General features: G+C 66.9%; 22 protein-coding genes. 9 read left to right on the top strand and 13 right to left on the bottom strand.

From position 1 onward, the window contains the following. Positions 1 to 2: 2 nt before the first annotated feature. From topA to HS053_RS09860, 3 genes are all read right to left on the bottom strand, one after another. The gene (gene topA / locus HS053_RS09870; RefSeq protein WP_174211072.1) at positions 3 to 2,639 is read right to left on the bottom strand and encodes a type I DNA topoisomerase; all 2,637 of its coding nucleotides are present in this window, start codon (positions 2,637 to 2,639) and stop codon (positions 3 to 5) included. 75 nt (positions 2,640 to 2,714) lie between these two features. Further along, a complete protein-coding gene (locus tag HS053_RS09865; protein ID WP_174211071.1) occupies positions 2,715 to 3,863 on the bottom strand; it encodes a sugar-transfer associated ATP-grasp domain-containing protein in 1,149 nt (382 codons plus the stop codon). 19 nt (positions 3,864 to 3,882) lie between these two features. Further along, positions 3,883 to 5,271, bottom strand: a complete 1,389-nt coding sequence (locus tag HS053_RS09860; RefSeq protein WP_174211070.1) for an amidase — start codon at positions 5,269 to 5,271, stop codon at positions 3,883 to 3,885. Positions 5,272 to 5,428: 157 nt separating this feature from the next. On the opposite strand from HS053_RS09860, the gene HS053_RS09855 reads away from it, so the two are divergent. Beyond that, positions 5,429 to 5,902, top strand: a complete 474-nt coding sequence (locus HS053_RS09855; protein WP_174211069.1) for a GNAT family N-acetyltransferase — start codon at positions 5,429 to 5,431, stop codon at positions 5,900 to 5,902. A gap of 17 nt (positions 5,903 to 5,919) precedes the next feature. Here HS053_RS09855 and HS053_RS09850 read toward each other — a convergent pair whose 3' ends face one another. Next, positions 5,920 to 7,197 carry a 4-aminobutyrate--2-oxoglutarate transaminase gene (locus HS053_RS09850; protein WP_174211068.1) on the bottom strand — a complete coding sequence of 426 codons (1,278 nt, stop codon included), beginning with the start codon at positions 7,195 to 7,197 and terminating at the stop codon, positions 5,920 to 5,922. A gap of 243 nt (positions 7,198 to 7,440) precedes the next feature. Here HS053_RS09850 and dprA point away from each other — a divergent pair, with 243 nt between their 5' ends. From dprA to HS053_RS09830, 4 genes are all read left to right on the top strand, one after another. Then, on the top strand, positions 7,441 to 8,577 hold the full coding sequence (dprA, locus tag HS053_RS09845; RefSeq protein WP_174211067.1) for a DNA-processing protein DprA: 1,137 nt from the start codon (positions 7,441 to 7,443) through the stop codon (positions 8,575 to 8,577). A 97-nt stretch (positions 8,578 to 8,674) separates the two neighbouring features. After that, positions 8,675 to 9,406, top strand: a complete 732-nt coding sequence (locus tag HS053_RS09840) for an energy-coupling factor ABC transporter ATP-binding protein (RefSeq protein ID WP_174211066.1) — start codon at positions 8,675 to 8,677, stop codon at positions 9,404 to 9,406. Beyond that, positions 9,381 to 9,977 (top strand): energy-coupling factor transporter transmembrane component T family protein, encoded by a 597-nt coding sequence (locus HS053_RS09835; protein WP_174211065.1) that lies wholly within the window; start codon positions 9,381 to 9,383, stop codon positions 9,975 to 9,977. The genes HS053_RS09840 and HS053_RS09835 overlap by 26 nt, the downstream gene beginning before the upstream one ends. 28 nt (positions 9,978 to 10,005) lie before the next feature. Further along, a complete protein-coding gene (locus HS053_RS09830; RefSeq protein WP_174211064.1) occupies positions 10,006 to 10,590 on the top strand; it encodes a biotin transporter BioY in 585 nt (194 codons plus the stop codon). 26 nt (positions 10,591 to 10,616) lie between these two features. Here HS053_RS09830 and HS053_RS09825 read toward each other — a convergent pair whose 3' ends face one another. The 4 genes from HS053_RS09825 to metF all read right to left on the bottom strand — a co-directional run bounded on the left by HS053_RS09825 (position 10,617) and on the right by metF (position 14,407). After that, positions 10,617 to 11,699, bottom strand: a complete 1,083-nt coding sequence (locus tag HS053_RS09825; protein WP_174211063.1) for a thiolase family protein — start codon at positions 11,697 to 11,699, stop codon at positions 10,617 to 10,619. Then, positions 11,690 to 12,862, bottom strand: coding sequence for an AMP-binding protein (locus HS053_RS09820; protein ID WP_174211062.1), 1,173 nt, complete (start codon positions 12,860 to 12,862; stop codon positions 11,690 to 11,692). Before HS053_RS09820 ends, HS053_RS09825 begins: the two co-directional genes overlap by 10 nt. Before the next feature lie 58 nt (positions 12,863 to 12,920). Beyond that, positions 12,921 to 13,364, bottom strand: coding sequence for a type II 3-dehydroquinate dehydratase (gene aroQ, locus HS053_RS09815; protein WP_174211061.1), 444 nt, complete (start codon positions 13,362 to 13,364; stop codon positions 12,921 to 12,923). A gap of 173 nt (positions 13,365 to 13,537) precedes the next feature. Further along, positions 13,538 to 14,407 carry a methylenetetrahydrofolate reductase [NAD(P)H] gene (gene metF, locus HS053_RS09810; RefSeq protein ID WP_174211060.1) on the bottom strand — a complete coding sequence of 290 codons (870 nt, stop codon included), beginning with the start codon at positions 14,405 to 14,407 and terminating at the stop codon, positions 13,538 to 13,540. Positions 14,408 to 14,495: 88 nt separating this feature from the next. Between metF and HS053_RS09805 the strand changes: the two genes are divergently transcribed. From HS053_RS09805 to HS053_RS09795, 3 genes are all read left to right on the top strand, one after another. Next, positions 14,496 to 15,407: a LysR family transcriptional regulator gene (locus tag HS053_RS09805; RefSeq protein WP_174211059.1), complete on the top strand. Its 912-nt coding sequence runs from the start codon at positions 14,496 to 14,498 to the stop codon at positions 15,405 to 15,407. A 192-nt stretch (positions 15,408 to 15,599) separates the two neighbouring features. After that, on the top strand, positions 15,600 to 17,105 hold the full coding sequence (locus tag HS053_RS09800; RefSeq protein ID WP_174211058.1) for an ATP-binding cassette domain-containing protein: 1,506 nt from the start codon (positions 15,600 to 15,602) through the stop codon (positions 17,103 to 17,105). 67 nt (positions 17,106 to 17,172) lie between these two features. Beyond that, a complete protein-coding gene (locus tag HS053_RS09795; protein ID WP_174211057.1) occupies positions 17,173 to 17,961 on the top strand; it encodes an inositol monophosphatase family protein in 789 nt (262 codons plus the stop codon). A 192-nt stretch (positions 17,962 to 18,153) separates the two neighbouring features. Here the strand turns inward: HS053_RS09795 and HS053_RS09790 are convergent, their stop codons facing one another. The 5 genes from HS053_RS09790 to HS053_RS09770 all read right to left on the bottom strand — a co-directional run bounded on the left by HS053_RS09790 (position 18,154) and on the right by HS053_RS09770 (position 23,100). Then, positions 18,154 to 19,569, bottom strand: coding sequence for a homospermidine synthase (locus tag HS053_RS09790; protein WP_174211056.1), 1,416 nt, complete (start codon positions 19,567 to 19,569; stop codon positions 18,154 to 18,156). Between the two features lie 10 nt (positions 19,570 to 19,579). Continuing rightward, entirely contained in the window at positions 19,580 to 20,116 is a 537-nt protein-coding gene (locus HS053_RS09785; RefSeq protein WP_174211055.1) for a TIGR00645 family protein, read from the bottom strand. Between the two features lie 73 nt (positions 20,117 to 20,189). Beyond that, positions 20,190 to 20,810: a 30S ribosomal protein S4 gene (gene rpsD, locus HS053_RS09780; protein WP_174211054.1), complete on the bottom strand. Its 621-nt coding sequence runs from the start codon at positions 20,808 to 20,810 to the stop codon at positions 20,190 to 20,192. Positions 20,811 to 20,977: 167 nt separating this feature from the next. After that, positions 20,978 to 21,970, bottom strand: coding sequence for a Hint domain-containing protein (locus HS053_RS09775; RefSeq protein ID WP_347233315.1), 993 nt, complete (start codon positions 21,968 to 21,970; stop codon positions 20,978 to 20,980). Positions 21,971 to 22,176: 206 nt separating this feature from the next. Then, positions 22,177 to 23,100 carry a lipid A-modifier LpxR family protein gene (locus HS053_RS09770; RefSeq protein WP_174211052.1) on the bottom strand — a complete coding sequence of 308 codons (924 nt, stop codon included), beginning with the start codon at positions 23,098 to 23,100 and terminating at the stop codon, positions 22,177 to 22,179. Positions 23,101 to 23,291: 191 nt separating this feature from the next. Here HS053_RS09770 and HS053_RS09765 point away from each other — a divergent pair, with 191 nt between their 5' ends. Then, complete coding sequence (locus HS053_RS09765; RefSeq protein WP_174211051.1) at positions 23,292 to 24,491, top strand: succinylglutamate desuccinylase/aspartoacylase family protein; 1,200 nt, start codon at positions 23,292 to 23,294, stop codon at positions 24,489 to 24,491. Positions 24,492 to 24,502 lie beyond the last annotated feature (11 nt).

The raw sequence follows: 24,502 nt of genomic DNA, 5'->3' as shown, positions 1-24,502 counted from the left end.
TCTTACCCTTCAACCGCGGCTTTGGGCTTGGCCGCCGCCTTTGCCTTAGTGGCGGTCTTTTCCGCAGGTTTGGCGGCGGCCTTGGCTTTGCTCGCCGGTTTGGCTGCGGTTTCCGCCTTGGGCTTGGCCGCCTTTTTGGCCGGGGCCTTCTTGGCCGCCTTGCCGCCCTTGCCGGCCTTTTCGGCCACCAGCGCCAGGGCTTCGTCCAGCGTCACCGCCTCGGGGTCCATATCCTTCGGCAGCGTGGCGTTGACCTTGCCCCATTTGACATAAGGCCCATAGCGGCCCGGCATCACCTGCACCTCGCCGCCATCGGGATGTTCGCCCAGCACCTTGAGCGGCCCGGCGGGCGCTGTGGAGCGCCCCGGCCCGCGCGCCGCCTTCTGCGCCAGAACTTCAACCGCGCGGTTCATGCCGATGGTGAAGACCTCTTCGACATCGGGGATGTTGGCATAGGTCGCGCCGTGTTTGACATAGGGGCCAAAGCGGCCGATCGACGCCTCGACCATCTCGCCGGTTTCGGGATGCGGGCCGATCCGGCGCGGCAGGTTCAGCAGGTCCAGCGCGCGTTCCAGCGTCACGGCATCCGGCGCCCAGCCCTTGGGCAGGCTGGCGCGGGGGGGCTTGGGCTGTTCCGCCGTCGCCTCGCCGCGCTGCACATAGGGGCCGAACCGGCCCGCGCGCACCGAAATCGGGTTGCCCTCTTCGTCCTGCCCCAGAATCTTGCCATCCGCCGACAGCGCGCCGCTGTCTTCGGCGACAGAGATCGGACGGGTATAGCGGCATTCGGGATAATTGCCGCAGCCGATGAAGGCCCCGCCCGAGCGCGCGGTTTTCAGATGCAGCCGCCCGGTGCCGCAGGTCGGGCAGATGCGCGGGTCCGACCCATCGGCGCGCAGCGGGTAAAGATGCGGCGCCAGAAACTCATCAATCTTTTCCAGCACTTCGGAAATGCGCAAATCGGCAGTCTCGGCCACCGCCGCCGAAAAATCGCGCCAGAAGCGGGCCAGAACATCCTTGTATTCCCGCTCACCCGCCGAAACATCGTCCAGTTCGGTCTCAAGGTCGGCGGTGAAATCGTATTCCACATATTTGCGGAAATAGTTGGTCAGGAAGGCCGTCACCAGACGGCCCTTGTCCTCGGGGAACAGGCGGTTCTTGTCCTTGCGGACATATTCGCGGTCCTGAATCGTGGTCAGGACGCTGGCATAGGTCGAAGGCCGCCCGATGCCGAGTTCTTCCATCCGCTTGACCAGTGTCGCTTCGGTATAGCGCGGCGGGGCTTGGGTGAAATGCTGTTCCGGCGCGACCTTGCGCTTGTCCACCGCTTCGTTCGCCATGATCTGCGGCAGGCGGGCGTCATCGCCTTCGTCATCATCGCGGCCCTCGTCATATACCTTGAGGAAGCCGTCAAACAGCACGACCTGCCCAGTCGCGCGCAGGATCACCTGCGCGTCGGGGCTGGCCACATCGACCGTGGTGCGTTCCAGCCGGGCCGCCGCCATCTGGCTGGCCAACGTGCGCTTCCAGATCAGATCATAAAGCCGGCGCTGGTCGGCATCGGTCAGCCGCAGCTTTTCCGGCCCGTCCGACATCACGGTGGGGCGGATGCATTCATGCGCTTCCTGCGCGTTCTTGGCCTTGTTCTTGTAGATGCGCGGCGCGTCGGGGACATAGGCCGCGCCGAACCGTTCGGCAATCTCGGCGCGGGCGGCAGTCACCGCCTCGGGCGCCATGTCGATGCCGTCGGTCCGCATATAGGTGATGTGCCCCGCCTCATACAGGCGTTGTGCTGCATTCATGCAGACCTTGGCGCCCATACCGAACTTGCGGCTGGCCTCTTGTTGCAGGGTTGAGGTCATGAAGGGCGCATAGGGGTTGCGCGCCGCCGGCTTCGCTTCAACGCTTTGCACCGTCAAGGTTCGGGAATTGACAGCGTGAACCGCAATTTCGGCAGCTTCGGCGGTGGGAATGTCGAATTTGTCCAGCTTCTTGCCGGCAAGGCTGATCAGCCGGGCATCGAATTGCTGGCCGCGCGGGGTTTCCAGCGTGGCCGTCACCGTCCAGAATTCGCGCGGACGGAAGGCTTCGATCTCCATTTCGCGCTCGACGATCAGGCGCAGGCAGACCGATTGCACCCGGCCCGCCGACTTGGCCCCCGGCAGCTTGCGCCAGAGGACCGGCGACAGGGTGAACCCCACAAGATAGTCCAGCGCGCGGCGGGCAAGATAAGCCTCGACCAAGGGTGTATCCACCTGACGCGGTTTCTTCATCGCCTCGGTCACCGCCTCTTTGGTGATGGCGTTGAAGGTGACGCGGCTGACCGTCTTGCCCTTCTTCAGGCTGCTCGCCAGCGCCTCTTGCAGGTGCCAGGAAATCGCCTCCCCCTCGCGGTCGGGGTCGGTGGCAAGGATAAGCTGATCATCGGTTTTCAGCGCCTCGGCAATCGCCTTCACATGCTTGCGGCTTTCGGGCGCAACCTCCCACAGCATGGCGAAATCATGCTCGGTATCGACCGAACCATCCTTGGCGGGCAGGTCGCGGACATGGCCGTATGAGGCCAGAACCGTATAGTCCGAACCAAGATATTTGTTGATTGTCTTGGCCTTGGCGGGAGATTCGACAACGACGACAGGCATGGAAAACTTCTCTCGCAGGGCTGAAACGATGGCGAGGCACCATGTGGGGCAGAGCGCGCGCTTGTCAACCGCCGCTCATCGCGGCTGCGACACCCCGTCCGCCGCGTTGATCGCCCGGGCATGGGCCAGCGCGCGCTGATAGGCCGGTTCCAGATCGGGGTTGCGCAGGCCCCGTCCCGCCGCGACCTGATAGACATGGCCCGGATTGTCATTCGCCTCATTCAGCAGCGCGCCCTCCTCGGTCAGGAACACATCCCAGCCGATGATGCCATGCCCCTCGAACGCCTCATGCCCGGCAAGACAGGCTGCCATCGCCTGCGGCCAATGCGGCAGGGTGGTGCCAAGAAAGGGCGTGTCGGGGTTGAAGACATGGGTGATCGGCCCCGCCATCGGGTCGCGCAGCTCGGCCAGCCGCAGCACGCGGCCGCTGTCACAGTCGATCAGGCCCCAGATGCGCGGCCCCTTGGCATCGCCGTCATGCATCGCCTTTTGCGCCGGAATGCGGATCACCGCATACCAGGGTTCAATCCCGCGATCGGTGCGCAGCGTGCAGATGCGGATTGAGGCCATTGCCGCGCCGACATGCGCCCGCAGCGCGGCGTCGCAGCGGTAGAACGGCTGGAACAGATAGCCGCGCGCCCAATCCGCCTCGATCTCGGCACCCAAGGCCAGTGCCGGCACCTCGCGCCCGTTCAGAAAATGCAGGTTACCCGCACTGTCGCTGCCCGTTATGGCGGCGGCGCCCCGGGCAAAGCTGTCAAACCGGGGTTTGCCGAAGGCGGGCAGATGGGCCGGATCACTCAGCCAGCGGGCAATATCGGCGGCATCCGACAGGTGGCGGATGCCCGGATCATCCGTGGCCGGGCCATAGGCCGCCAGCGTGCGCGTCACCGGCAGGCCACGCGCGCGCAGGATGGTCTCGGTCGCCACCTTGTCTTTCAGCACCTCCTTGGGGTGACCGCGCTCGGGCATCACCAAGGCGTCGTTGAAGGCTTTGCGGACACCCGCCGTTTGAAACTCGCGCAGGAAATTCGCGGGCAGATCGCGCCGCCAAAGGCCATAAGTATAGTATTCCTCGGCCTTGAAGCCGCGCAGCCGCAGCCAGAGCCCCAGGATCTGGCGCAGTTGCGTCCAGCTCCCCGGACCGCCCTGCGCCATCACCTGGGCGCCCAGTTCCATCACATTCACCCCGGCCGCGTCCTTGGCCTCGCTCAGATAGCTCATCTTGCCCCCGTTTTGGCTGTTATGCCGGACGCCGCAGCGGCAGGGCAAGCACGGTTTCCAGCGCTGCCGAGGCGGCCAGAACCGCGCGGTCGGCGAACATCGGCCCCACCAGTTGCACCCCCACCGGCAGCCCGGCGGCGGTGAATCCGCAAGGCACCGAGGCGGCCGGTTGCTGCGTCAGGTTGAACGGATAGGAAAACGGCGTCCAGGGCAGCCAGGCAAGACGCGGGTCGCTGCCGGGCGGGGCAAGTTCGCCCGCCGCAAAGGCGGCAATCGGCAGGCTGGGCGTGACCAGAAGGTCATAATCCAGCATGAAGCCCCGCATCTGTGCCCCCAGCGCGCCGCGCTCGCGCGTGGCGGCAAGATAGGTCTCCAGCGTGATCTCCTCGGCCTCGTCCAGCGCGCGGGCAAGGCCGGCGTCAAGGCGGCTGCGGTCGGTCACATGGGCCAGCGCGGCCCCCGCCCCCGCCCACCAGAGCGTGCGGAAACATTCCACCGGATCGGCGAACCCCGGATCGGTTTCGGTCACGATGGCGCCTGCCGCCTCCATCACGCCCACGGCGGCCCGCACCAGCGCCGCCACCTCCGGGTCAACCGTGGCATGGCCAAGGCGGGGGGAGAAGGCAATGCGCAGGCCCTTCAGGCTGGGATGTTCCGGCAGGTGGCTGGCGCTGTCATACGGCAGCGCGTGCCAGTCCCGCGCATCGGGGCGGCTGATCACATCCAGCAGCAGCGCCGCATCGCGGGCAGTGCGTGTCATCGGGCCGACATGGGCCACCGTGCCAAAAGGCGACAGCGGCCAGGCCGGCACCCGCCCGAACGAAGGTTTCAGCCCATAAGTCCCGGTAAACCCCGCCGGAATGCGGATTGATCCGCCGCCATCAGTGCCCAGCGCAAGCGGCGCATAGCCCGCCGCCTGCGCCGCCGAGGCGCCACCGGACGATCCGCCCGGGGTCTTTGTGATGTCCCATGGATTGCGGGTGATGCCCTGACGCGGGCTGTCGGTGACACCTTTCCAGCCGATTTCCGGCGTGGCGGTGCGCGCCATCAGCACCGCCCCCGCCGCACGCAGCCGGGCGACCGCGGGGGCATCCTGCTCCCACGGGCCACGGGCATCCACCGTCCACGAGCCGCGCAGGCAGGGCTGCCCCGCCGTCAGCAGCAGATCCTTAATCAGCACCGGCACCCCGTCCAGCGGCGAAAGTGGCACCCCCGCCGCCCAGCGCGCCGCACTCGCCGTCGCCTGCGCCAGCGCCCCTTCGGCATCGGTCAGGGTCAGCGCATTCAGCCGCCCCTCCCAGCGGGCGGCCTGCGCCAGACAGTCCTGCAGCACCTCGACCGGCGAAAACGCCCCTGTGCGGAACCCCGCCGCCATCTCTTCCGCCGAAAACCAGTTCAACTCCGTCATGCCATCCCCCGTTTGCCGCAGAATGGGCAGGAAGCCGGGCGCAGGGCAAGGCCCACGACGGCCACCAGGTAGGGTGCGTGCAAGCACGCACCCTACGGCAGACGGGACATTCCGCGCCGTGCCGCCTAGGATGCCCCGAACCAGCCAAAGGCCCCGCATGACCGACCCGATCTGGCGGCTTGATCCCGCCACCGACAGCGACGCCCCTGCCCTTGCCGAACTGCGGGTGCAGGCAATGCGCCCCAGCCTGATGGCAGCGGGCCGGTTCGATGCCACACGGGCACGGGACCGCTTCCTGTCGGGCTATCTGGCAGCCGATACGCGGCTGGTGCGGGTGGGCGGCACGCTGGCCGGGGGGCTGGTGCTGCGCCAGCGCCCCGATCATCTCTATCTGGATCACCTCTACCTGTTGGAGGCGTTTCAGGGGCAGGGCATCGGGCGGCAGATCGTCGCGCAGGTGCAGGACGAGGCCCGCGCGCTGGCCCTTCCCCTGCGGCTGATGGCGTTGAACGGCAGTCCCGCCAACGGCTTTTACCTGTCCTGCGGCTTTCAGGCGGGACAGGCCGAGGCGCTGGACACCCATTATCACTGGATGCCGAATGCAAACGGGGCCCCGGAGGGCCCCGCATGACTGGCTGACGGAGGGGATCAGCCCTGACGGGCTGCCGCGACCGCTTCCTCAAGAATGCCCATGGCTTCGTTGAAGATCTCGTCCTGAATGGTGATCGGCGCCAGGAAGCGGACCACGTTGCCGTAAACCCCGCAGGTCAGCAGGATCAGCCCGCGCTTCTGCGCCTCATTCTTCACGCGGTTGGTGAAATCGGCATCCGGCGCGTGGTTCGACGGATTGGCGAATTCGACCGCCACCATAAAGCCCGGACCCCGGATATCGACGATTTCCGGCGTGACCGAGCGGATCGCCTCAAGCCGCTGTTTCAGACGGCTGCCCAACTCATTGGCGCGGGCGCAAAGCTGCTCTTCCTCGATCACGTCCAGCACGGCATTCGCAGCAGCGATGCCCAGCGGGTTGCCGCCATAGGTGCCGCCCAGACCGCCGGGATGGGCCGCGTCCATCAGGCTGGCCTTGCCGGTCAGCGCCGCCAACGGCAGCCCGCCCGCCAGACCCTTGGCCATGGTGGTGATGTCGGCGGCCACGCCATATTGCTCCATGCAGAAGACGGTGCCGGTGCGGGCAAAGCCGGTCTGCACCTCATCGGCGATCATCACGATGCCATGATCGTCACACAGCTTGCGGATGGCCTTCACCAGATCCTTCGGCGCCGGATAGAAACCGCCCTCGCCCTGCACGGGTTCAAAGATGATGGCCGCCACGCGGGCCGGGTCCAGATCGGCCTTGAAGAGCTTGGTCAGCCCCGCCATCGCGTCTTCGGTGGTGATGTTGTGAACTTCCTGCGGGAAGGGCACATGCCAGACATCGGGCATCATCGCGCCGAAGCCCTTCTTGTAGGGGTCAACCTTGCCCGTCAGCGACATGCCCAGGAAGGTGCGGCCGTGGAACGCGCCGCCAAAGGCGATGATCGCGCTGCGGCCGGTGGCGATGCGTGCCACCTTGATCGCATTCTCTACCGCTTCGGCACCGGTGGTGACGAAAACGGTCTTCTTCGGCCCCTCCCCCGGAACCAGCGCGTTCAGACGCTCGGCCAGACGGATGTAATGCTCATAAGGCAGCACCTGATGGCAGGTATGGGTGAATTTCGACAGTTGCTTGCTCACCGCGTCCATCACCTTGGGGTGGCAATGGCCGGTGTTGACCACGGCGATGCCGGCGGCAAAGTCGATATAGCGGTTGCCCTCGATATCCCAGACTTCCGAGTTCAGCGCCCGATCGACATATATCTGGGTCTGCATGCCCACCCCGCGCGAAATGGCATCTGTGCGGCGCTTGGCGACATCGGCGTTCAACATGGCGGTATCCTCCGGGATATGCGGAAAAGCGGTTGGGGGCGGGTTTGTCACACCGCGCCCGGCTGCGCGCATTTGATCAAGTTTTGGCCGCCGCTTCAACCGCGATGGCACCGTTCCATAGGTCCAGTCTGGCAGGATTTTAGGTCCAAGGCGGGATTCATCAGTTGTTAACCTTGGCGAGTCACTCTGCCGACATCTGCTACGGCTGCCACCGAACCACAGATGCACCAGAGGGGGATTGCGATGGACCTAGACGCGGGCCGCGCCACGGCGCGGGCAGAGGCGGCGCTGGCCTGCCTGCAACTGATCCGCTCGCGCCGGGTGGGGGCGGTGACCTATCATCGCCTGCTGGCCGAACATGGCAGCGCCGGGGCGGCCCTTGCCGCCCTGCCCGGCATCGCCCGCGCAGCGGGACTGACGGAATATCATGTCTGCCCCGCCGAGGTGGCCCGTCATGAAATGGCCGGGGGGCGGCTGGCGGGCGCCCGGCTCTTGATCCACGGCCAGCCCGGCTATCCGGCGGCGCTGATGGACCTGCCCGATGCGCCGCCGATCCTTTGGGCCAAGGGCGATCCGGGCCTGCTGGCCCGGCCCATGGTGGCCATGGTGGGGGCGCGCAACGCCTCATCGCTTGGCCTGCGCATGGCGGGGCGGCTGGCCGAGGGGTTGGGCGCGGCGGGGCAGGTCGTGGTTTCGGGCCTCGCCCGCGGGATCGACGCCGAGGCGCATCGCGCCGCGCTGGCGACCGGCACGGTTGCCGTGATGGCGGGCGGGCTGGATGTGCCCTACCCCGAAGAACATGCCGGTCTTGCCGCCGATATCGCCCGCAACGGCTGCCTTGTGTCCGAACATCCGATGGGGCTGCAACCGCAGACCCGGCATTTTCCGCAGCGCAACCGGATCATCTCGGGCCTTGCCCGCGCCGTTGTGGTGGTCGAGGCGGCCACCCGCTCGGGCAGTCTGATCACCGCGAAAAACGCGCTGGATCAGGGGCGTGAGGTGATGGCAGTGCCAGGCCATCCGTTTGACGCAAGGGCGGCGGGCTGCAACCAGCTTCTGCGCGAAGGGGCGGTTCTGGTGCGCGGCCCGCAAGACGTGCTTGAGGCGCTGGGGATCGAAGCGGCATTGCCCGCCCCCGCCATGACAGCCAAACCAGCCCCGCCGCTGCCCGGCCCGCAACCCGCCGCCCGCCCGCTGCACGAGATTGCGGCGGTCCACAGCCTGATCCTTGCCCGACTGGGGCCTAGCCCGCTGGCCGAGGATCAGTTGCTGCGCGACCTTGCGCTGCCCCCCGCGACGCTGGCCCCGGCCCTTGTCACGCTGGAGCTTGAGGGGCGCATCCTGCGGCAGGCGGGCGGGCTCTTGTCCCGGCTGGACTGAACGCGGACCGAACCGGGGGCGCAAGGCGGCAAGGATTGCCGCTTTTCCCGCGGCGGCGCAGCGGCTACAACCCGCCGCAAAGAGCCGAAGGACCGCCATGCCCCATTCCGCCTCTGGCATCGTGCTGACCGATGTGCAGGTCCGCCTTGCGGGGCGTGCGGTGCTGTCGGACCTCTCGCTGCATCTGGACGAAGGGCGCATCGGCATCATCGGGCGCAACGGTTCGGGCAAGACCACGCTTCTGCGGCTGATGGCGGGGCTGATCGCGCCGGACGGCGGTCAGGTGCGCGTCGGCGGCATCGACCCTTGCCGCGACCGCAAGGCGATGCTGCGGCACTTGGGCATCCTGTTCCAGAACCCCGACCATCAGATCCTGTTTCCCACCGTGGCCGAGGAACTGGCCTTTGGCCTGCGCCAGCAGGGCCTGCCCGCCGCCGAAGCCGCCGAGCGCGTGCGCGCCGCCCTTGCCGGCGAAGGGCGCAGCCATTGGCATGACGCGCATTGCCACACCCTCAGCCAGGGGCAGAAGCAATATCTTTGCCTGATGGCGGTGCTGATGATGCAGCCCGCGACGATCCTTCTTGACGAACCCTTTGCCGGGCTGGACCTGCCGACGCAGGCCCGCCTGATCCGGCGCTTTGCCGCATTGCCGCAACGGCTGATCACCATCTCGCATGATCCCGCCGCCGTCGCCACGGCCGAGCGGGTGATCTGGCTTGACGCGGGCCGGTTGCGCGCCGACGGCCCCCCGGGCGAAGTGCTGCCCGCCTTCCGCGCCGAAATGGCCCGTCTGGGAGAGCAGGATGCTGACACTCACCTCTCCGGTTGAGATCTGGGCGCATCGCTGGCCCGCCGGGGTGAAGCTGGCGCTGCTTTGCGCCGGAACGCTGCTGTTGTTCAGCCTGCACGGCATCCTGCCCCTGACGGTCGCCCTTGTGGCGGTGCTGGCACTGATCGCAAGCGGTGGGCGCCGCTTTGCCGGTGCGAGCCTGCGGATGCTGCGGCCGCTGTGGCCCTTTGTCGCGCTGGTGGCACTCTGGCATCTGTGGCTGCGCGACCCGGGTGGGCTGGTCATTCTGTTGCGGATGGCCACCGCCGTTGCCGCCGCGAATTTCGTGACGATGACCACCCGACTGAGCGATATGCTGGCAGTGTTCGAATGGCTGCTGCGGCCCCTTGCCCGGCTTGGTCTTTCGCCCCGGATGATCGGCCTTGCGGTGGCGCTGGTGATCCGCTTTCTGCCGGTGATGCAGCTTCGCAGCGCCCAGATTGCCGAAAGCTGGCGGGCACGTTCGGCCCGGCGCCCGGGCTGGCGGGTGATCCTGCCGGCGACGATGGCGGCGCTGGACGATGCAGACCGCGTTGCCGAAGCCTTGCGCGCAAGGGGTGGTGCAGGGTAATGCCCCTTGGCGCAACAGGAGTTTTACCATGGAAAAGAGCCTGACCCATATCGCCCTTTTTTCCGCGCTGATCGCGGCGCTGGGGCTGATGCCGTCGATGATGCTGGCAACCGGAGTGCCGATTTCCGGCCAGTCGCTGGGCATCATGCTCTGCGGCACGGTGCTGGGGGCGAAACGGGGCGGGCTTGCCGCACTTTTGTTCATCGCGCTGGTCGCGGCGGGTCTGCCGCTCTTGGCGGGCGGGGTTGGTGGCCTAGGCATGTTCTTTGGCCCGCGCGGCGGGTTCCTGATCGGCTTTCCGGTGGCGGCCTTTGTTGCCGGGCTGGTCGTGCAGAACCTGCGGGCGCGGGTCGGGATTGCTGCCTTTGCCGGCGCGGTTCTGGGCGGGATCGTCGTGCTTTATGCCATCGGCGTGCCGGTCATGGCCGCGCATCTGAGCGAGGAGAGCCTTGCCAAGATGTTCGCCGACCTGCCCGCCTACCGCGAATTGCCGCTGCCGGTGGCGCTTTGCGCGCTGTTCCTGCCGGGCGATATCATCAAGGCGGTGATCGCCGCGGCGGTGACGGCAACCGTGGCCAGGATGCGGCCCGCCTCGCTGTTGTCGCGGGCCTGACCGGCCGGGGCGGGGGAACCCCCGCCCTATCGCCTGACGATCAGCGCGCTGCCCAGCCCCCCCGCCGCCGCAATGGCGGCAAGGCCGGGCCCGGCGCGCAAGCCGTGGAACAACTCCACCGCCAGAACGGCGCCCGAGGCGCCAATCGGATGCCCGCGGGCCAGCGCACCGCCGTCCGGGTTGATCCGCTCCGGGTCGAGACCCGCCAGCGCCAGCCGCGCACAAGCCATCGCCTGCGCCGCATAAGCCTCCATCAACGCGACCTGCGTCAGATCGGCGGGCATCAGCCCCGCCTCGGCCAGCACGGCGCGGATTGCCGGAACCGGGGCCAGCCCCGGCTCTTCCGGCGCAGCGCCCAGCGTGCGCCCGGGGCCAAGCCGCAACGCCCCGGGGCGGGCCAGATCATCGCCCGCGACCAGAGCGAAGGCCGCCGCATCCGCCGCAACCGCCGCCGTTGCCGCCGTGATGCTGCCCGCCAGAACCGGCGCACGCGCCAGAAGACCGGGGCGCAAAGCCCGGGCAAAGGGGTCACGCTCCTGCCCGTTCAGCGCCACGATGCCCTGCGGCGCGGCGCGCAGCGCCCGGGCGTGACTTGCCGCGGCCCAATCCTCTTGCGCGGCGCGGCTCAGGTCCAGCCGGTCGGCCAGTGCCGCCGCCGCCGCAGTCATGTCAGGGTCGCGCCCGGGCCATGGCGTAAAGGGCGGCTGGTCATAGGGCATCGGCGGCCCCCCGTCCGGGTCGGTCGCAAGGCGCAGCGGCCGGCGGGAATAGCTTTCGACACCCCCGGCCAGCACGATCCGCGCCGCCCCACTGTCCACCAGCGCCCGCGCCAGCAGGATCGCATCCAGCCCGCCCACGCATTGCCGGTCGATCGTCAGCCCCGCCACCCGTTCTGGCAACCCCGCCGCCAGCGCCAGCCGCCGCGCCGGATTGCCCCCAGCCCCCAAGGCATTGGCGGCAATCACCTCATCCACCATCGCGGCGGGCAATCCGGCATCGGCCAGAACTGCGGCAATCACCGGCGCCGCCAGCTCTTCCAGCAACAGCCGGGCAAAGGCCCCGCCGCGCGGCACCACCGCCGTCCGCCTTGCGGCAAGGATCACGGCCATGGCCCGGCCTCCCGGTCGATCCGCTCCAGATCGCTCTTGCCCGAGGCGAGGACCGGCCAATCCTGCCGCCAGATCAGCGCCCGCGGCGCCTTGAGCGGGCCAAGCACCTGCCGCGCCGCCCGCAAAATCTCTGCCTCTGCCGCCGGATCGCCCTGACAGACCGCGATCAGAACCTGCCCGCGCAAACCGTCGGGCCGCGGCAGCACCGCCACCCGGGCCACGCCCGACAGGCCCTGCATCAACGCCTCGATCTCTTCGGGAAAGACGTTCTGATCGGCCACCGTCACCATGCGCCCGGCCCGCCCGGCCAGATAAAGATGGCCCTGCCGCAGCCAGCCCATCTCCCCCACCGAAAGCCAGCCCGCATCCCAGCGCGCGCTGCCCGGATCGTCGCCGCCATAACCCTGAAACAAATAGGGGCTGCGCACCCAGATTTCGCCCAGCTCCCCGCCGCGCAACTGCACCTCCACCCCCGGATAGGGGGCACCGACCGAATCCGCAGGCGTATCCGCATCGGCAAGGGTGATGAAACTCGCCTCCGCCGCGCCATAAAACTCGCGCAGCGCCGCCCCCGGGGCCATCGCGGCCATCGCGGACCTCAGGCCCGGGTCCAGCTTCGATCCCCCCACCAGCACCAGCCGCAACTCGGGCAGCAGCGGCCCGCCCGCCTCGACCAACAGGCGCAGTTGCGCCGGCGTGGCATGGATGACCGTCACGCCCCGCGCCGCCAGTGCCGCCCGCTGCCGGTCGGGACGCAACCCGTCCAGCAGATGCACCGCCGCCCCCAGCGCCAGCCCCTCCAGCGCGCCGTAAAGCGCCAGCGAATGTGAAAGCCGCCCCAGAACCGCCACCGCCTGCCCCGGCCCGATGCCAAAAAGCCCCGCATTCACAGCAAAACTCGCCTGCCACGAAGCAACGCTGCGCCTGATACGGCGCGGTTCGCCCGATGAACCGGAGGTGAGCGTTTCAAACACCCCCTCCCCCTCGGGCGCCGGCCCCGCGCCGCCGATGCGGAACCCCGCCCCGCGGCCCAAAGCCGCAAGAAGCGCCGCCGCCCCGGGCCGGTCCTCCAGCACCGCAGGCCGCGCGACAGGGGTCAAGGCCACCTCGCCCCCGGCATCGAACAGCCGGGCGGCAGGATGGCTGCGAAATCCTGCATTCATCTTGGCCAAAATATCCCCGCCGGAGGCTTCCACATCGCCGCCCGCGCCGCGCGTCAGGTCAGCGCCCGGCGACAAGCGTCGCCATCCGGCGCAGCGCCAGAAGATAGCCTTCGGTGCCGAAGCCCGCGATCACCCCTTCGGCCCGGGCCGAGACGAAGGAATGGTGCCGGAACGCCTCACGTTTGTGGATGTTCGAGATGTGAACCTCCAGCACCGGCCCGTCAAAGGCGTTCAGCGCATCCAGAATGGCCACCGATGTGTGGCTGTAGGCGCCCGGGTTGATGATGATGCCCGCGGCATCACGCCGGGCCTGCTGAATCCAGTCGATCAACTGGCCTTCATGGTTGGATTGCAGGCAGCGCACCGACAGGCCCAGCTCCTCGGACAGTTCCGACAGCGCCTGCGCCACGTCTTCCAGCGTCTCGCGGCCATAGATTTCCGGCTGGCGCTGGCCCAGAAGGTTCAGGTTCGGTCCGTTCAGAACGAAGATCGGCTTGGTCACGGCGGCATTCCCCTGCATCTGGCCCCTGCATCTGGCCCTTACATCCGGCGTCAGACTAGCCGATCCGCCGCCGGGCTGCAAAGCCGCCGCAACGCGAATGAAAAGGCGCGCGCCCGGCAGGGCGCGCGCGAAAGGTTGCCTTCATGGGGACGAGCCGACAGGGAACGACTGGCTCAGGCAACCTTTTCCAGGGCGACCTCGGGCACCAGCCCAAGGGCGCGCACCACTTCGCGGGTCAGACCCGGACGGTTCAGCGTGTAGAAATGCAAGGCGTCCACGCCGCCTTCGATCAGCCGGTCGCAGAGCGCGGTGCATTGCGCCAGCGCAAGCAGGTCTTCGCGGCCATCGCGGGCGGCGGTGGTGAACGCCTCGTCCAGCCGGGCCGGAACCTTGGCGCCACAGCGGGCGGCGAATTTCTTGACACCCGCCCAGCCCTGAATCGGCAGGATCCCCGGGATGACCGGCGCCGTGATCCCGGCCTTCGCGCAGGCATCGCGGAAGCGGAAGAAGGTATCGGCATCAAAGAAGAACTGGGTGATGGCCGACGAGGCCCCGGCGTCGATCTTGCGTTTCAGCCAGGTGACATCCTGCGCCGTATCGGCGGCATCCGGGTGCGGCTCGGGATAGGCGCCGACGCGGACCTTGAACTTGCCGGTCTTGGCCAGCGCCTCGACCAGCTCGGCCGAATTGGCAAAGCCTTCGGGATGCGGCGTGAAGCGCGCCGCACCGGCCGGGGCATCGCCGCGCAGCGCCACGATCTCGCGCACACCGGCGGCATGATAGGCTTCGGCAATCTCAAGCGTTTCGGCCTTCGACGCATCGACGCAGGTCAGATGCGCCGCCACGTTCAGCCCATAGTTGCGGTGGATCGTGCCCACCGCGTCATGGGTCAGCTTGCGGGTGGTGCCGCCCGCCCCATAGGTGACCGAGACGAAATCCGGCCCCATCGGCGCCAGAGCCTGCACCGTTTCCCAAAGCCGGAACGAAGCGTCCAGCGATTGCGGCGGGAAAAACTCGAACGAGATGCGCGGGGTCTGGGTCATGGTCTGCTCCTTGGACTTGCCCCTTTGTCGCAGATTCGGCATTGTGAGGCCAATTCATAATCCTCACGATCATTATGAGGTTGTCCGCATGTATATCGAACTCCGCCACCTGCGCACCATCCGCGCCATCCATCAGGCCGGCGGCCTTGCCCGTGCCGCCGAGATGCTGAACATGACGCAATCCGCCCTGTCGCATCAGGTGGCCGGGCTTGAGGATCAGGCCGGGATGGAGCTTTTCGTCCGCCGGTCCAAACCCATGCGGCTCTCGGCGGCGGGGCACCGAATGCTGCGCGCCGCCGAACGCATCCTGCCTGAAATCGACGCGATGGAGGAAGAGTTCCGCGCGCTGCGCTCGGGCAAGACCGGGCGGCTGCACATCGCCATCGAATGCCATGCCTGCTTTGATTGGCTGTTCCCGGTGCTGGAACTCTTCCGTCACGCCTGGCCCGAGGTTGATGTCGATATCCGCGCCGGTCTGGCCTTTGATGCGATGCCCGCGCTGAACCGCGAAGAGGTCGATCTTGTGATTTCCTCCGATCCGGTCACCCTGCCCGGCATCACCTTCAACCCGCTGTTCGATTACCACCCCACCTTCGTTGCTGCCGCCAACACGCCCAACTGCGCCAAACCCTTCATCGAGGCCGAGGATTTCCGCGAGCAGGTGCTGATCACTTATCCGGTGGGCCGCGACAAACTGGACGTTTTCACTGAACTTCTGACGCCGGCCAAGGTGGAACCCCGCGCCCAGCGCACGGCGGAACTGACGGCGGTGATCCTGATGCTGGTCGCCTCGGGGCGGGGGGTGGCGGTGCTGCCCGACTGGGTGCTGCGCGAGGTGAAGGGCAGTGACGATTACCTCACCCGCCCCCTCGGCCCGGGCGAGATCACCAAACGCCTCTACGCCGCCACCCGCGAAGAAGATGTCAGCAAACCCTTCATGGCACATTTCCTGCGCCTCTGCCGGTCCGAGCCGGTGAAGATGCAGCGCAGTCAGGCTTGACGGCGGACGGCAATCCGGCATCATTGCCGCATGTCGATGCTGCAACCCAAAGCCCATTGCTACAAGGCCCGGCGACCCGGCCCTGTTTCGGCCCTGCGCAACCCGCAGGGCTGACCGAAGGCACATTCCCAAGGTCCGCCCGATCCCCCGGCGCAATAGCGCCCGTCTGCCCTGATCGACCGGACCTGTCCCATGACCCTTCTTTCCGCCCGCGCCCTTGCGCTGACCCTTGGCCAGCCGCTTTTCTCTGACCTTTCCTTCACCCTTGCCGCCGGTGACCGCCTTGGCCTTGTTGCCGCCAACGGGCGCGGCAAGACCGCGCTGCTGCGCTGCCTTGCAGGCAGCATCGACCCGACCGCAGGCGACATCACCCGTGCCCGCGGCCTGCAGACGGCCTTCGTGCCGCAGAATCTGCCGCCCGATCTTGCCCCGCTGCCCTTGCGGCAGGCCGTGGCCACCGGACTTGCCGACCCCAGCGAGGAATGGCGCGTCGATATCGCGCTGGACGATCTGGCCATCCCGCAGGCGCTGCGCGATCAGCCGCTTGCCACACTCTCGGGCGGCTGGCAGCGCAGCGTGCTTCTGGCCCGCGCGGCGGTGGGCGACCCCGATCTCTACCTGCTGGACGAACCGACGAACCACCTCGACCTTGCCCGGATCGGCCATCTGCAACGCTGGCTCGAAACCCTGCCACGCCAGACCGCGGTGATCGTCACCAGCCATGACCGTGCCTTCCTTGATAACGTCACAAGCCGCAGCCTTTTCCTGCGCGAAACCGCCAGCCGCCTCTTCGCCCTGCCCTTCACTGCGGCACGCGCCGCGCTGCACGAAGCCGATGCCGCCGACGACCGCCGCTTTCGCAACGATCTGGCCAAGGCCGATCAGTTGCGGCGGCAGGCGGCCAAGCTGAAGAACATCGGCATCAACTCCGGCTCGGACCTGCTGACGCTGAAGACCCGCCAATTGGGCGACCGCGCCGCAAGGATCGAGGCCGCCGCCCGCCCCGCCCACCGTGAGACCGGCGCCGGGACGATCCGTCTGGAAGGCACGGCCAGCCATGCCCGCGCCCTCCTGACGCTTGAGGATGCCGCGATCGCGACACCCGACGGGCGCCTGCTGTTCCGCACCGGACGCAAATGGATCGTGCCGGGCGACCGGGTGGTTCTGCTTGGCGCCAATGGCAGCGGCAAGACCCGGCTGATCAAGGCGGTTCTGGCGGCGGCCCGCACCGGAGAGGCGTCGCTGCGCGTCGCCCCCAGCGCGGCAATCGGCCATTCCGACCAGCTTCTGCGGCAGGTGCCGACAGAGGTTACCCCCTTTGATCTGGTCAGCCGCCTTGGCCCCGGCGACGCCCAGACCCGCAGCGCGCTGGCCGCCGCCGGTCTCCGCCCCGAGGCCCAGACCCGCCCGGCAGGTCAGCTTTCCGGCGGGCAGCGGGCCAGACTGGCCCTGCTGATGCTGCGGTTGCAGCGGCCGAACCTCTACCTGCTGGACGAACCGACCAACCATCTTGATCTGGAAGGGCAGGAGATGCTCGAAGCCGAGCTGTGCCGGCAAGAGGCCGCCTGCCTTCTGGTCAGCCATGACCGCGCCTTCCTGCGCGCCACAGCCACCCGGTTCTGGCAGATCAGCCGCGGCCAACTGACCGAAGTGGACAGCCCGGAACCCTTCCTGGCCGCCGAACTGGGGGGCGGCTGATGCGCGCCCCCTTCCCTTCTGCCCCCTGCGCGTGTAGGGGAAGGCGCTTGAACGGCAGGAGTCCCCGATGCAAGGCAGCGCCAACCTCAACCTGATGATCAAGGCCGCCCGCAAGGCTGCCAAATCGCTGGTCAAAGACTTCCGTGAAGTCGAAAACCTTCAGGTCTCTTCCAAAGGACCGGGCGATTTCGTGTCGAAAGCCGACCGTGAGGCCGAACGCCTGATCAAGGAAGAGCTGATGGGCGGCCGCCCCACCTATGGCTGGCTGGGCGAGGAAACCGGCGGCGAAGAGGGGCAAGACCCCACCCGCCGCTGGATCGTCGATCCGCTTGACGGCACCACCAACTTCCTGCACGGGATGCCGCATTGGGCCATTTCGATCGCGCTGGAACACAAGGGCGAAATCGTCTCGGCCGTGGTCTATGACCCGGCAAAGGACGAGATGTTCTGGGCCGAGAAGGGCGCCGGCGCCTGGCTGAACGACAGCCGCCGCATTCGTGTCTCGGGCCGCCGCCAGATGATCGAGGCGGTCTTCGCCACCGGCGTTCCCTTCGCCGCGAAAAAGACCCTGCCCGCCACATTGCAAGACCTTGCCCGGCTGATGCCCACCTGCGCCGGCGTGCGCCGCTGGGGCGCCGCCTCGCTCGACCTCGCCTATGTCGCCGCGGGCCGCTACGAAGGCTATTGGGAACGCGAGCTGCAGCCCTGGGACATCGCGGCGGGCCTGCTCCTCGTCAAGGAAGCGGGCGGCATGGTCGGCCCGGTGCGCGAGGGCGAAGACATCCTTGGCAAAGGCGCCGTGATCGCCGCCAATGAGGCCCTGTTCGAGCCCTTCTGCAAGACGCTGCGCGGCTGAGACCCCGGACCGGGGGCCAGCCCCCGGGCCCCCGGGATATTTAGGCCAAGATGAAATCCACCCCATTCATCTTGGCGCAAATATCCCCGCCGGAGGCATCTGCCCGAGCCGGTTGGCGGCACGCCAGAGGCGAGAAAAGAAAAATGCCGCCGTTTCGCAAGAAACGGCGGCGCTATTCATTTTGGGGCTGTCTCAGACCGCAAGGAAATTGGTGAATTGCCAGGGGTCATCCTCGTCCCGGTCGCCGGCAAAGCGGTTGATGCGGTTCTGCAAGGGCGTCCAGTCGGTGTAGTGGCATTCGACGCTGCCCAGATAGGGGCGCTGCACCTCAAGGCAACGGGCGTGGTCCATCTCGTCGGCTTCGACGAAGCCGGCCCGCGGATTTTCGGCAACCCAGACCATCGCCGCCAGCACCGCAGAGGTCACCTGCATCCCGGTGGCATTCTGATAGGGCGCCAGAGCGCGTGCCTGATCCATCGTCAGCCGCGAGCCATACCACATCGCCCCCTTGGCATGGCCATAAAGGAAAACGCCCAGATCGTCGCCACCCGCCACAATCTCGTCCGCGGTCAGGATGTGCTTTTCTTCCGGCAGCAGGCCCGCGCCGTTGATTTCATGCAAGGACAGGATCGCATCGTTGCAGGGGTGATAGGCGTAATGGCAGGTCGGGCGATACAGCGCCTGCGGCCCATCCCAGACGGTATAGTAATCGGGAATCGACAGCGCCTCGTTATGGGTCACCACATAGCCGAATTGCGGCCCCACCCCGGGGCACCATGACCGCACGCGGGTATCGGCGCCGGGCCGGTCGATCCAGATGGCATAGCCCGGGCCATGGTCAAAGCGGTGGCCTTCGGGCGGCAGTTTCTTCTCATGGGTGCCCCAGCCCAGCTCGGCGGGCTGATAGCCCTCGGACAAAAGCCCGTCCACCGACCAGGTGTTGACGAAAACCCCCGCCGGTTTGGGCCGCGCCGAAATCTGGGTGTCACGTTCGGCGACATGCACGCCCTTGACGCCCAGCGTCATCGCCAGCAGGGCCCAATCCGCGCGGCTTTGCGGGGTCGCCGTCACGCCGGTATCGGCTGCCAGACGCAGCAGCGCCTCTTTGAAGAGCCACGACACCATCCCCGGATTGGCGCCGCAGCACGAGACCGCCGTCGGCCCGCCGACATAGGATTTGCCCAGCTCGCGCACCCGTTCGCGCAGCGGGTAATTCGTCCGCTCGGCATTGGGCAGGGGCGAGCCGAAGTAGAAACCGGGCCAAGGTTCGACCACGGTGTCGATATATTGCACGCCCAGTTCCTGGCAGAGCGTCATCAGCTCCACCGAATCCACATCGACCGAAAGGTTCACCACGAACCCCTTGCCGTTCGGGAACAGCCCGCGCAGCACCTCGGCAAAATTCGCTTCGGTCAGGGCCAGTTGCAGGTGGCGGATGCCATGCTCCTTCAGGATATGGGCAAATTCGCCCGAGGGTTCGATCACGGTGAACTGGTCGCGGTCGAACGCGATGTGGCGCTCGATCAGCGGCAGCGTGCCGCGCCCGATCGAGCCGAAGCCGATCATCACCAGCGGCCCCTCGATACGGGCATGGACGGGATGGGTCATGATTGGTCCCTCAGTGCTTGTCGGTCTTGGCCGCCAGCCAGTCCATCAGCGCCAGTAGCACCCCCGAGATCACGAAGGTCAGGTGAATGATCACCATCCAGCGCAGCGTCTCGGCGGTCGGCGAATGGGCCGGATCCCCCTTGCCCAGCGCCATGAAGACCTTGAGCAGATGGATCCCCGAAATCGCCACGATCGAGGCGATCAGCTTCATCTTCAGCCCCGAGAAATCGACCTTGCCCATCCAGTCGGGCCGGTCGGCGGTATCGCCGATTTCCAGTTTGGAGACGAAATTCTCATAGCCCGAGAACAGCACGATCAACAGCAGATTGGCGGCAAGGCTGAGGTCGATCAGCGTCAGGATTGCCAGAATCCCCTGATCGGCGGTCAGGGTCAGGGCCTGCGGCGCGTAATAGGCCAGTTCCTTGAGGAAGATCACCAGAAGCATCGCCAGGCTGATCACCAGCCCCAGATACATCGGCGCCATCAGCCAGCGGCTGGCGAAAAGACCGCGCTCGAACCGCGCCTCGATCCCGGGTTTGTCGGACATGGAAACCTCGTCTGGTAAAATGAAAGGGCCCGCCGCATGGCGACGGGCCCCCTTCTGCCAACGGGGGCAGAGCTTAGTTCTTGGCGTAGTATTCGACGACCAGGTTCGGTTCCATCTTGACCGGATAGGGCACGTCGCCCAAGCCCGGGGTGCGGACGAATTTGGCGGTCATCTTGTTGTGGTCAACTTCCAGATAGTCGGGCACATCCCGCTCGGTCAGCGCCACGGCTTCCAGCACGAGGGCCAGTTGCTTCGACTTGGTGCGAACCTCGATGATGTCGCCTTCCGAAACCTTGTAGGAAGCGATGTTCACGCGCTTGCCGTTCACGGTGACGTGGCCGTGGTTCACGAACTGACGGGCGGCGAAGATGGTCGGGACGAATTTGGCACGGTAGACGACCGCATCCAGACGGCGCTCCAGCAGACCGATCAGCATTTCGCCGGTGTCGCCCTTGACCCGCTCGGCTTCGCCGTAGATCTTGCGGAACTGCTTTTCGGTCAGGTCGCCGTAGTAACCCTTCAGCTTCTGCTTGGCGCGCAGCTGGGTGCCGAAATCCGACAGCTTGTTCTTGCGGCGCTGGCCGTGCTGACCGGGGCCGTATTCGCGCTTGTTCACCGGGGACTTCGGACGGCCCCAGATGTTTTCGCCCATACGGCGGTCAATCTTATACTTGGCAGAGGTGCGCTTGGTCATCTCTGATCTCCTTCTGACGTTACGAAGGGCGTTGTCCTTTGGCCTTGCGGCCTGACAGGGTTCTTCTTGCGAAGTCCACCAACACCAATGAAAAGCCCCGGACTCTCATCCGGGACTTGGAGGGCTTATACAGTCGGTCAAAGCAGAGTCAACCGCCGCCCGGCAGTTTATGCCGCCAATTCGTGCCGCAGGATCGCCGCTTCGGAGGCAGAAAGGTTGCGGCGGGCATAATCGCCATAGGAATGCGGATTCTCGGCAATGCCGGGCAGAAGGCCCAGCAGCACATCGCGCTGCGCCGGGTCGAGCATATCCAGCGCGGTGTTCGACGGATGGAAGCTCTCGGTTTCCAGCCCGTTGGCCCAGACCACGTTATGCGCTTCGAGCATGACATGGATATAGGTCACTTCGCGCAGCGCATGATCGACGCAGATCGTGCTGTCGTTGATCAGGTCTTCGGCGGCCACCAGAACCTCGGGCGTGCTGAACAGCGCCTGCGCCGCGGGTCCGCGGAGCAGCATCCGGTGCTGCGGCGAAACCAGCAGGTCGTCGTCCGGGCGCCCGATGCCCAGCGCACCCGCCTTGAAGCGGATCGGGCGCAGGTGCGGCATGGCGTAAAGCCGTGCGCCCGACATCCGGCGATGGCCGGTCCACAGGATTGGTTGGGCACCATTGTCGCGGGTCTGGATCAGATCGCCGGGGCGCAGATCCTGAATGGCCCGGGCGCCCCAGGGCGTGGTCAGCCGCGTGTCGGGGGCAAAGCAGATCACCCCGGCCGCCACCCGCGCGCCGCCCGCCGTCTGCGAGCGGTCGATCGCCGTGCGCACCACCCACAAATCCTGATCCGGCGGCGGCAAATCGCCCACCAGCATCAAAAGACGCGCCCCGGTATCGGGAACGGGTATGATGGTCACGGTAAAGCTCTGATGCCCGTCGGTGACGATGAAACTTTGGTCCGGCAGTTCCGGCGCCTCATCCTCGGTCGTTTCGGTGACGGCGGTCCCCACCGCCGTTCCGACCAGCCGACGCACCATGCGCGCCGCGCGTTTGCGGATATCCGCTGCCCCCTCGGCCCCTTCCAGAAGCAGAACCCCCTGCGGTCCGTCCACCCTTACCGCCGCCCCGCTCCACCGCCAGGTGGTGCCGACCGCAAGAACATCCAAGGACGCGGCCTTGAGGCCGTCTACTTCCGTTTGTGACCAGGATATGACGAACGTGCCCGGAGAGCCCGTTTTCATGCCTGTTTGCCTGCTCGTTTTGTTTTTGTTTGTGAGCAGACGTTAACAATAGCGGCAGAAAGATGCTATTGCATTTGTGCAACGAAACAGAATTTCTGTTCCATTGCAGCCGGCTGGCGCCCGAACTTCAATCAGAACTTCAGGTTGACGCTAAGTCCGCCCACAAGCTGCCCCGAGGATTGTTCTTCAAACTCGGGCGACAGATAGCTGACGCCATAGAAGACCGAATTGCGCACACCCTGCCAATGCACGCCGGCGCGCAGCCGCAGCCGGTCGGGCGTCAGCGTGACCGCGCCACCTTCGGGCAGATAGATGCTGTCAAAGACATGGGCCACATCGCCGCCCAGCACGAAAGAAATGCCGCCCTTGCGGTCGCCTTCAACCGCGCGATAGCGCAGGCCCGTCGCGCCGTCGCGCAGCATCAGGTCACCTTGGCCAAAGCCGCCGAAGGTCAGGTCGGCCCCCAGCCGCACCAGCGTTTCCGCGCCCGCCTGCACCTGCACGAAGGGCCGCGCCGCGCCGCTGCCAAGGGCATAGCTGCGCCCGGCCTCGGCCAGAAGCGTGGGGTGGATGCCATTTTCGATCTGATCGTCCAGCGCGCCGGGCACCGGCATGTCCAGCCGTTCATGAACCCAGCTCTGGAAGCGGCCAATGCCGGTTTGCGGCCCGGTGGCCACCAGATCGCCGCCAAGGCTGATTTCGGTGCCCTTCCAGTCGAAATGCGTATGCACCCCGAAGCTGAGGGCACCGGCATAGCGGCGGTCATCAGCAGCGGGGCTGCTCAGGTTCGCGGGCGCCATGATGTCGGCCGCCAGCCGGAATTCAAGAATCTCGCCCGGGCTGGCTGGCAAGGTGCCGCCATAAGACACACCGCGCACCATGCTCACGCTGTAGCCGCCGCTTTGCCAGCGGTCATTGCCGTCGCCGATGGCGTCATTGTGGAACATCCGGCCCCAGCCGAGGGTCACCCGCTCTTCGGCCCGCGCGGGCGCACAAAGCCCCGCCAGACAAGCCAGACCCACAAGGCCCGCTTTCAGCGCCCGATACCCACTCATGCCTGCCTCCGGCCCGAAGCTTCGCGCTCCGATTGTCCAATGCTGTTGTGATCGCCTTCTGGCGTGTCCGCCGCAAGACTGCAACCGCAGTATGGCGGCAGAAAGACCGCAATTGTGGCAACAAGGTGGCAAAGCGCGAAATCGGGTGACAGGGCGCCCTGCCGGTGCAACGGTGTTTCGCGCCGCCGCCAATGTCGGAAACCGACAAGACGAACCCCACAGCGGCGCGCACCAATGGTTTTGAATACCGCTTCAACAAGGACAATCCGCGCCCCGTGATCACCAAGACCCGCCCCCTAGCCGCCGACAGCCCCGGAAGCAGCCTTGCGCTGACCTGTCTGCGCTTTGGCGCCCCGGGGGCGCGGCCCAAAGCCTATCTGCAGGCCGGGCTTCATGCCGATGAGATGCCGGGCGTTCTGACCTTGCAACATCTTATCCCGTTGCTTGAAACCGCCGAGGCCGAAGGCCGGATCGCCGGGGAGGTTCTGGTGGTGCCGCTGGCCAATCCCATCGGCTTTGCGCAATGGGTGCAGGGCAAGCCGCAGGGGCGGCAAGACCTTGGCACGATGCAGAATTTCAACCGCGGCTTTCCCGATCTGGCGGCGCTTGCCGGCGACGATCTTGAAGAGCGGTTGGGCGACGATCCGGCGCAGAACGTTCAGGCGATCCGCGCCGCCTTTGGCCGGGCGCTGGCGGCGGCCCCGGCGCCCGATCAGGGCGCGGCGCTGCGGCTGGCGCTGATGGGCTGGTCACATGACGCCGACCATGTGCTGGACATCCACTGTGACCATCATGCGGTGCTGCATCTTTACGCCTCACCCGCGCGGCCCGGCGATACTGCCGCGCTGTGCCGGGCGATGGGGGCGGAACTGGCCCTGATCGAGGAAATCTCGGGCGGGCATGCCTTTGACGAGGCGCATTCAGCGTCATGGGTGCTGCTGCGCCGCTGCTTTGGCGACCGCTTTCCGATTCCTGCCGCCTGTTTTGCCACAACCCTGGAACTGCGCGGCCAGATGGATGTGGACGATGCCACCGCGGCGCGCGATGCGGCGGGGCTGATGGATTACCTGACCGCCGTCGGCGTTCTGGCCGGGCAGGCAATCCTGTCCCATCCCGACGCCCGGCATCTGCCGCTCTCCGGCGCGCTTGAGGTCTTTGCACCGCAGGGTGGCGTGGTGACATGGGCTGCCCGCCCCGGCGATACCGTGACCGAAGGTCAGGTTCTGGGCCATGTGACCGACCCGATGATGCGTCTGCGCCTGCCCGTTACCGCGCCCTGTGCGGGCCTGTTGTTTCGTATCGAACTCTGGCCATCCTGCCTGCGTGGGCAGGGGCTGGCGCATGTGGCGGGGGCGGAGCCCCGCCGAAGCGGAGACCTTCTGTCCGCCTGACATATAAAAAC

It is taken from the genome of Tabrizicola fusiformis (assembly GCF_013328815.1).
In the GTDB taxonomy this organism is placed as follows: Bacteria; Pseudomonadota; Alphaproteobacteria; order Rhodobacterales; family Rhodobacteraceae; genus Fuscibacter.
This window is presented reverse-complemented; position numbering and strand designations above follow the sequence as displayed.

Bases quoted from the DNA above. Each gene is read 5' to 3' on its own strand.
- dprA (WP_174211067.1), top strand. From the start codon at position 7,441: ATGGACCTAGACGCGGGCCGCGCCACGGCGCGGGCAGAGGCGGCGCTG.
- HS053_RS09765 (WP_174211051.1), top strand. From the start codon at position 23,292: ATGTCGGAAACCGACAAGACGAACCCCACAGCGGCGCGCACCAATGGT.
- rpsD (WP_174211054.1), bottom strand. From the start codon at position 20,810: ATGACCAAGCGCACCTCTGCCAAGTATAAGATTGACCGCCGTATGGGC.
- HS053_RS09820 (WP_174211062.1), bottom strand. From the start codon at position 12,862: ATGAATGCAGGATTTCGCAGCCATCCTGCCGCCCGGCTGTTCGATGCC.
- HS053_RS09850 (WP_174211068.1), bottom strand. From the start codon at position 7,197: ATGTTGAACGCCGATGTCGCCAAGCGCCGCACAGATGCCATTTCGCGC.
- metF (WP_174211060.1), bottom strand. From the start codon at position 14,407: ATGACCCAGACCCCGCGCATCTCGTTCGAGTTTTTCCCGCCGCAATCG.
- HS053_RS09795 (WP_174211057.1), top strand. From the start codon at position 17,173: ATGCAAGGCAGCGCCAACCTCAACCTGATGATCAAGGCCGCCCGCAAG.
- HS053_RS09830 (WP_174211064.1), top strand. From the start codon at position 10,006: ATGGAAAAGAGCCTGACCCATATCGCCCTTTTTTCCGCGCTGATCGCG.
- HS053_RS09835 (WP_174211065.1), top strand. From the start codon at position 9,381: ATGCTGACACTCACCTCTCCGGTTGAGATCTGGGCGCATCGCTGGCCC.
- HS053_RS09790 (WP_174211056.1), bottom strand. From the start codon at position 19,569: ATGACCCATCCCGTCCATGCCCGTATCGAGGGGCCGCTGGTGATGATC.
- HS053_RS09825 (WP_174211063.1), bottom strand. From the start codon at position 11,699: ATGGCCGTGATCCTTGCCGCAAGGCGGACGGCGGTGGTGCCGCGCGGC.
- HS053_RS09785 (WP_174211055.1), bottom strand. From the start codon at position 20,116: ATGTCCGACAAACCCGGGATCGAGGCGCGGTTCGAGCGCGGTCTTTTC.
- HS053_RS09805 (WP_174211059.1), top strand. From the start codon at position 14,496: ATGTATATCGAACTCCGCCACCTGCGCACCATCCGCGCCATCCATCAG.
- HS053_RS09865 (WP_174211071.1), bottom strand. From the start codon at position 3,863: ATGAGCTATCTGAGCGAGGCCAAGGACGCGGCCGGGGTGAATGTGATG.
- HS053_RS09855 (WP_174211069.1), top strand. From the start codon at position 5,429: ATGACCGACCCGATCTGGCGGCTTGATCCCGCCACCGACAGCGACGCC.
- HS053_RS09770 (WP_174211052.1), bottom strand. From the start codon at position 23,100: ATGAGTGGGTATCGGGCGCTGAAAGCGGGCCTTGTGGGTCTGGCTTGT.
- HS053_RS09800 (WP_174211058.1), top strand. From the start codon at position 15,600: ATGACCCTTCTTTCCGCCCGCGCCCTTGCGCTGACCCTTGGCCAGCCG.
- topA (WP_174211072.1), bottom strand. From the start codon at position 2,639: ATGCCTGTCGTCGTTGTCGAATCTCCCGCCAAGGCCAAGACAATCAAC.
- HS053_RS09860 (WP_174211070.1), bottom strand. From the start codon at position 5,271: ATGACGGAGTTGAACTGGTTTTCGGCGGAAGAGATGGCGGCGGGGTTC.
- HS053_RS09840 (WP_174211066.1), top strand. From the start codon at position 8,675: ATGCCCCATTCCGCCTCTGGCATCGTGCTGACCGATGTGCAGGTCCGC.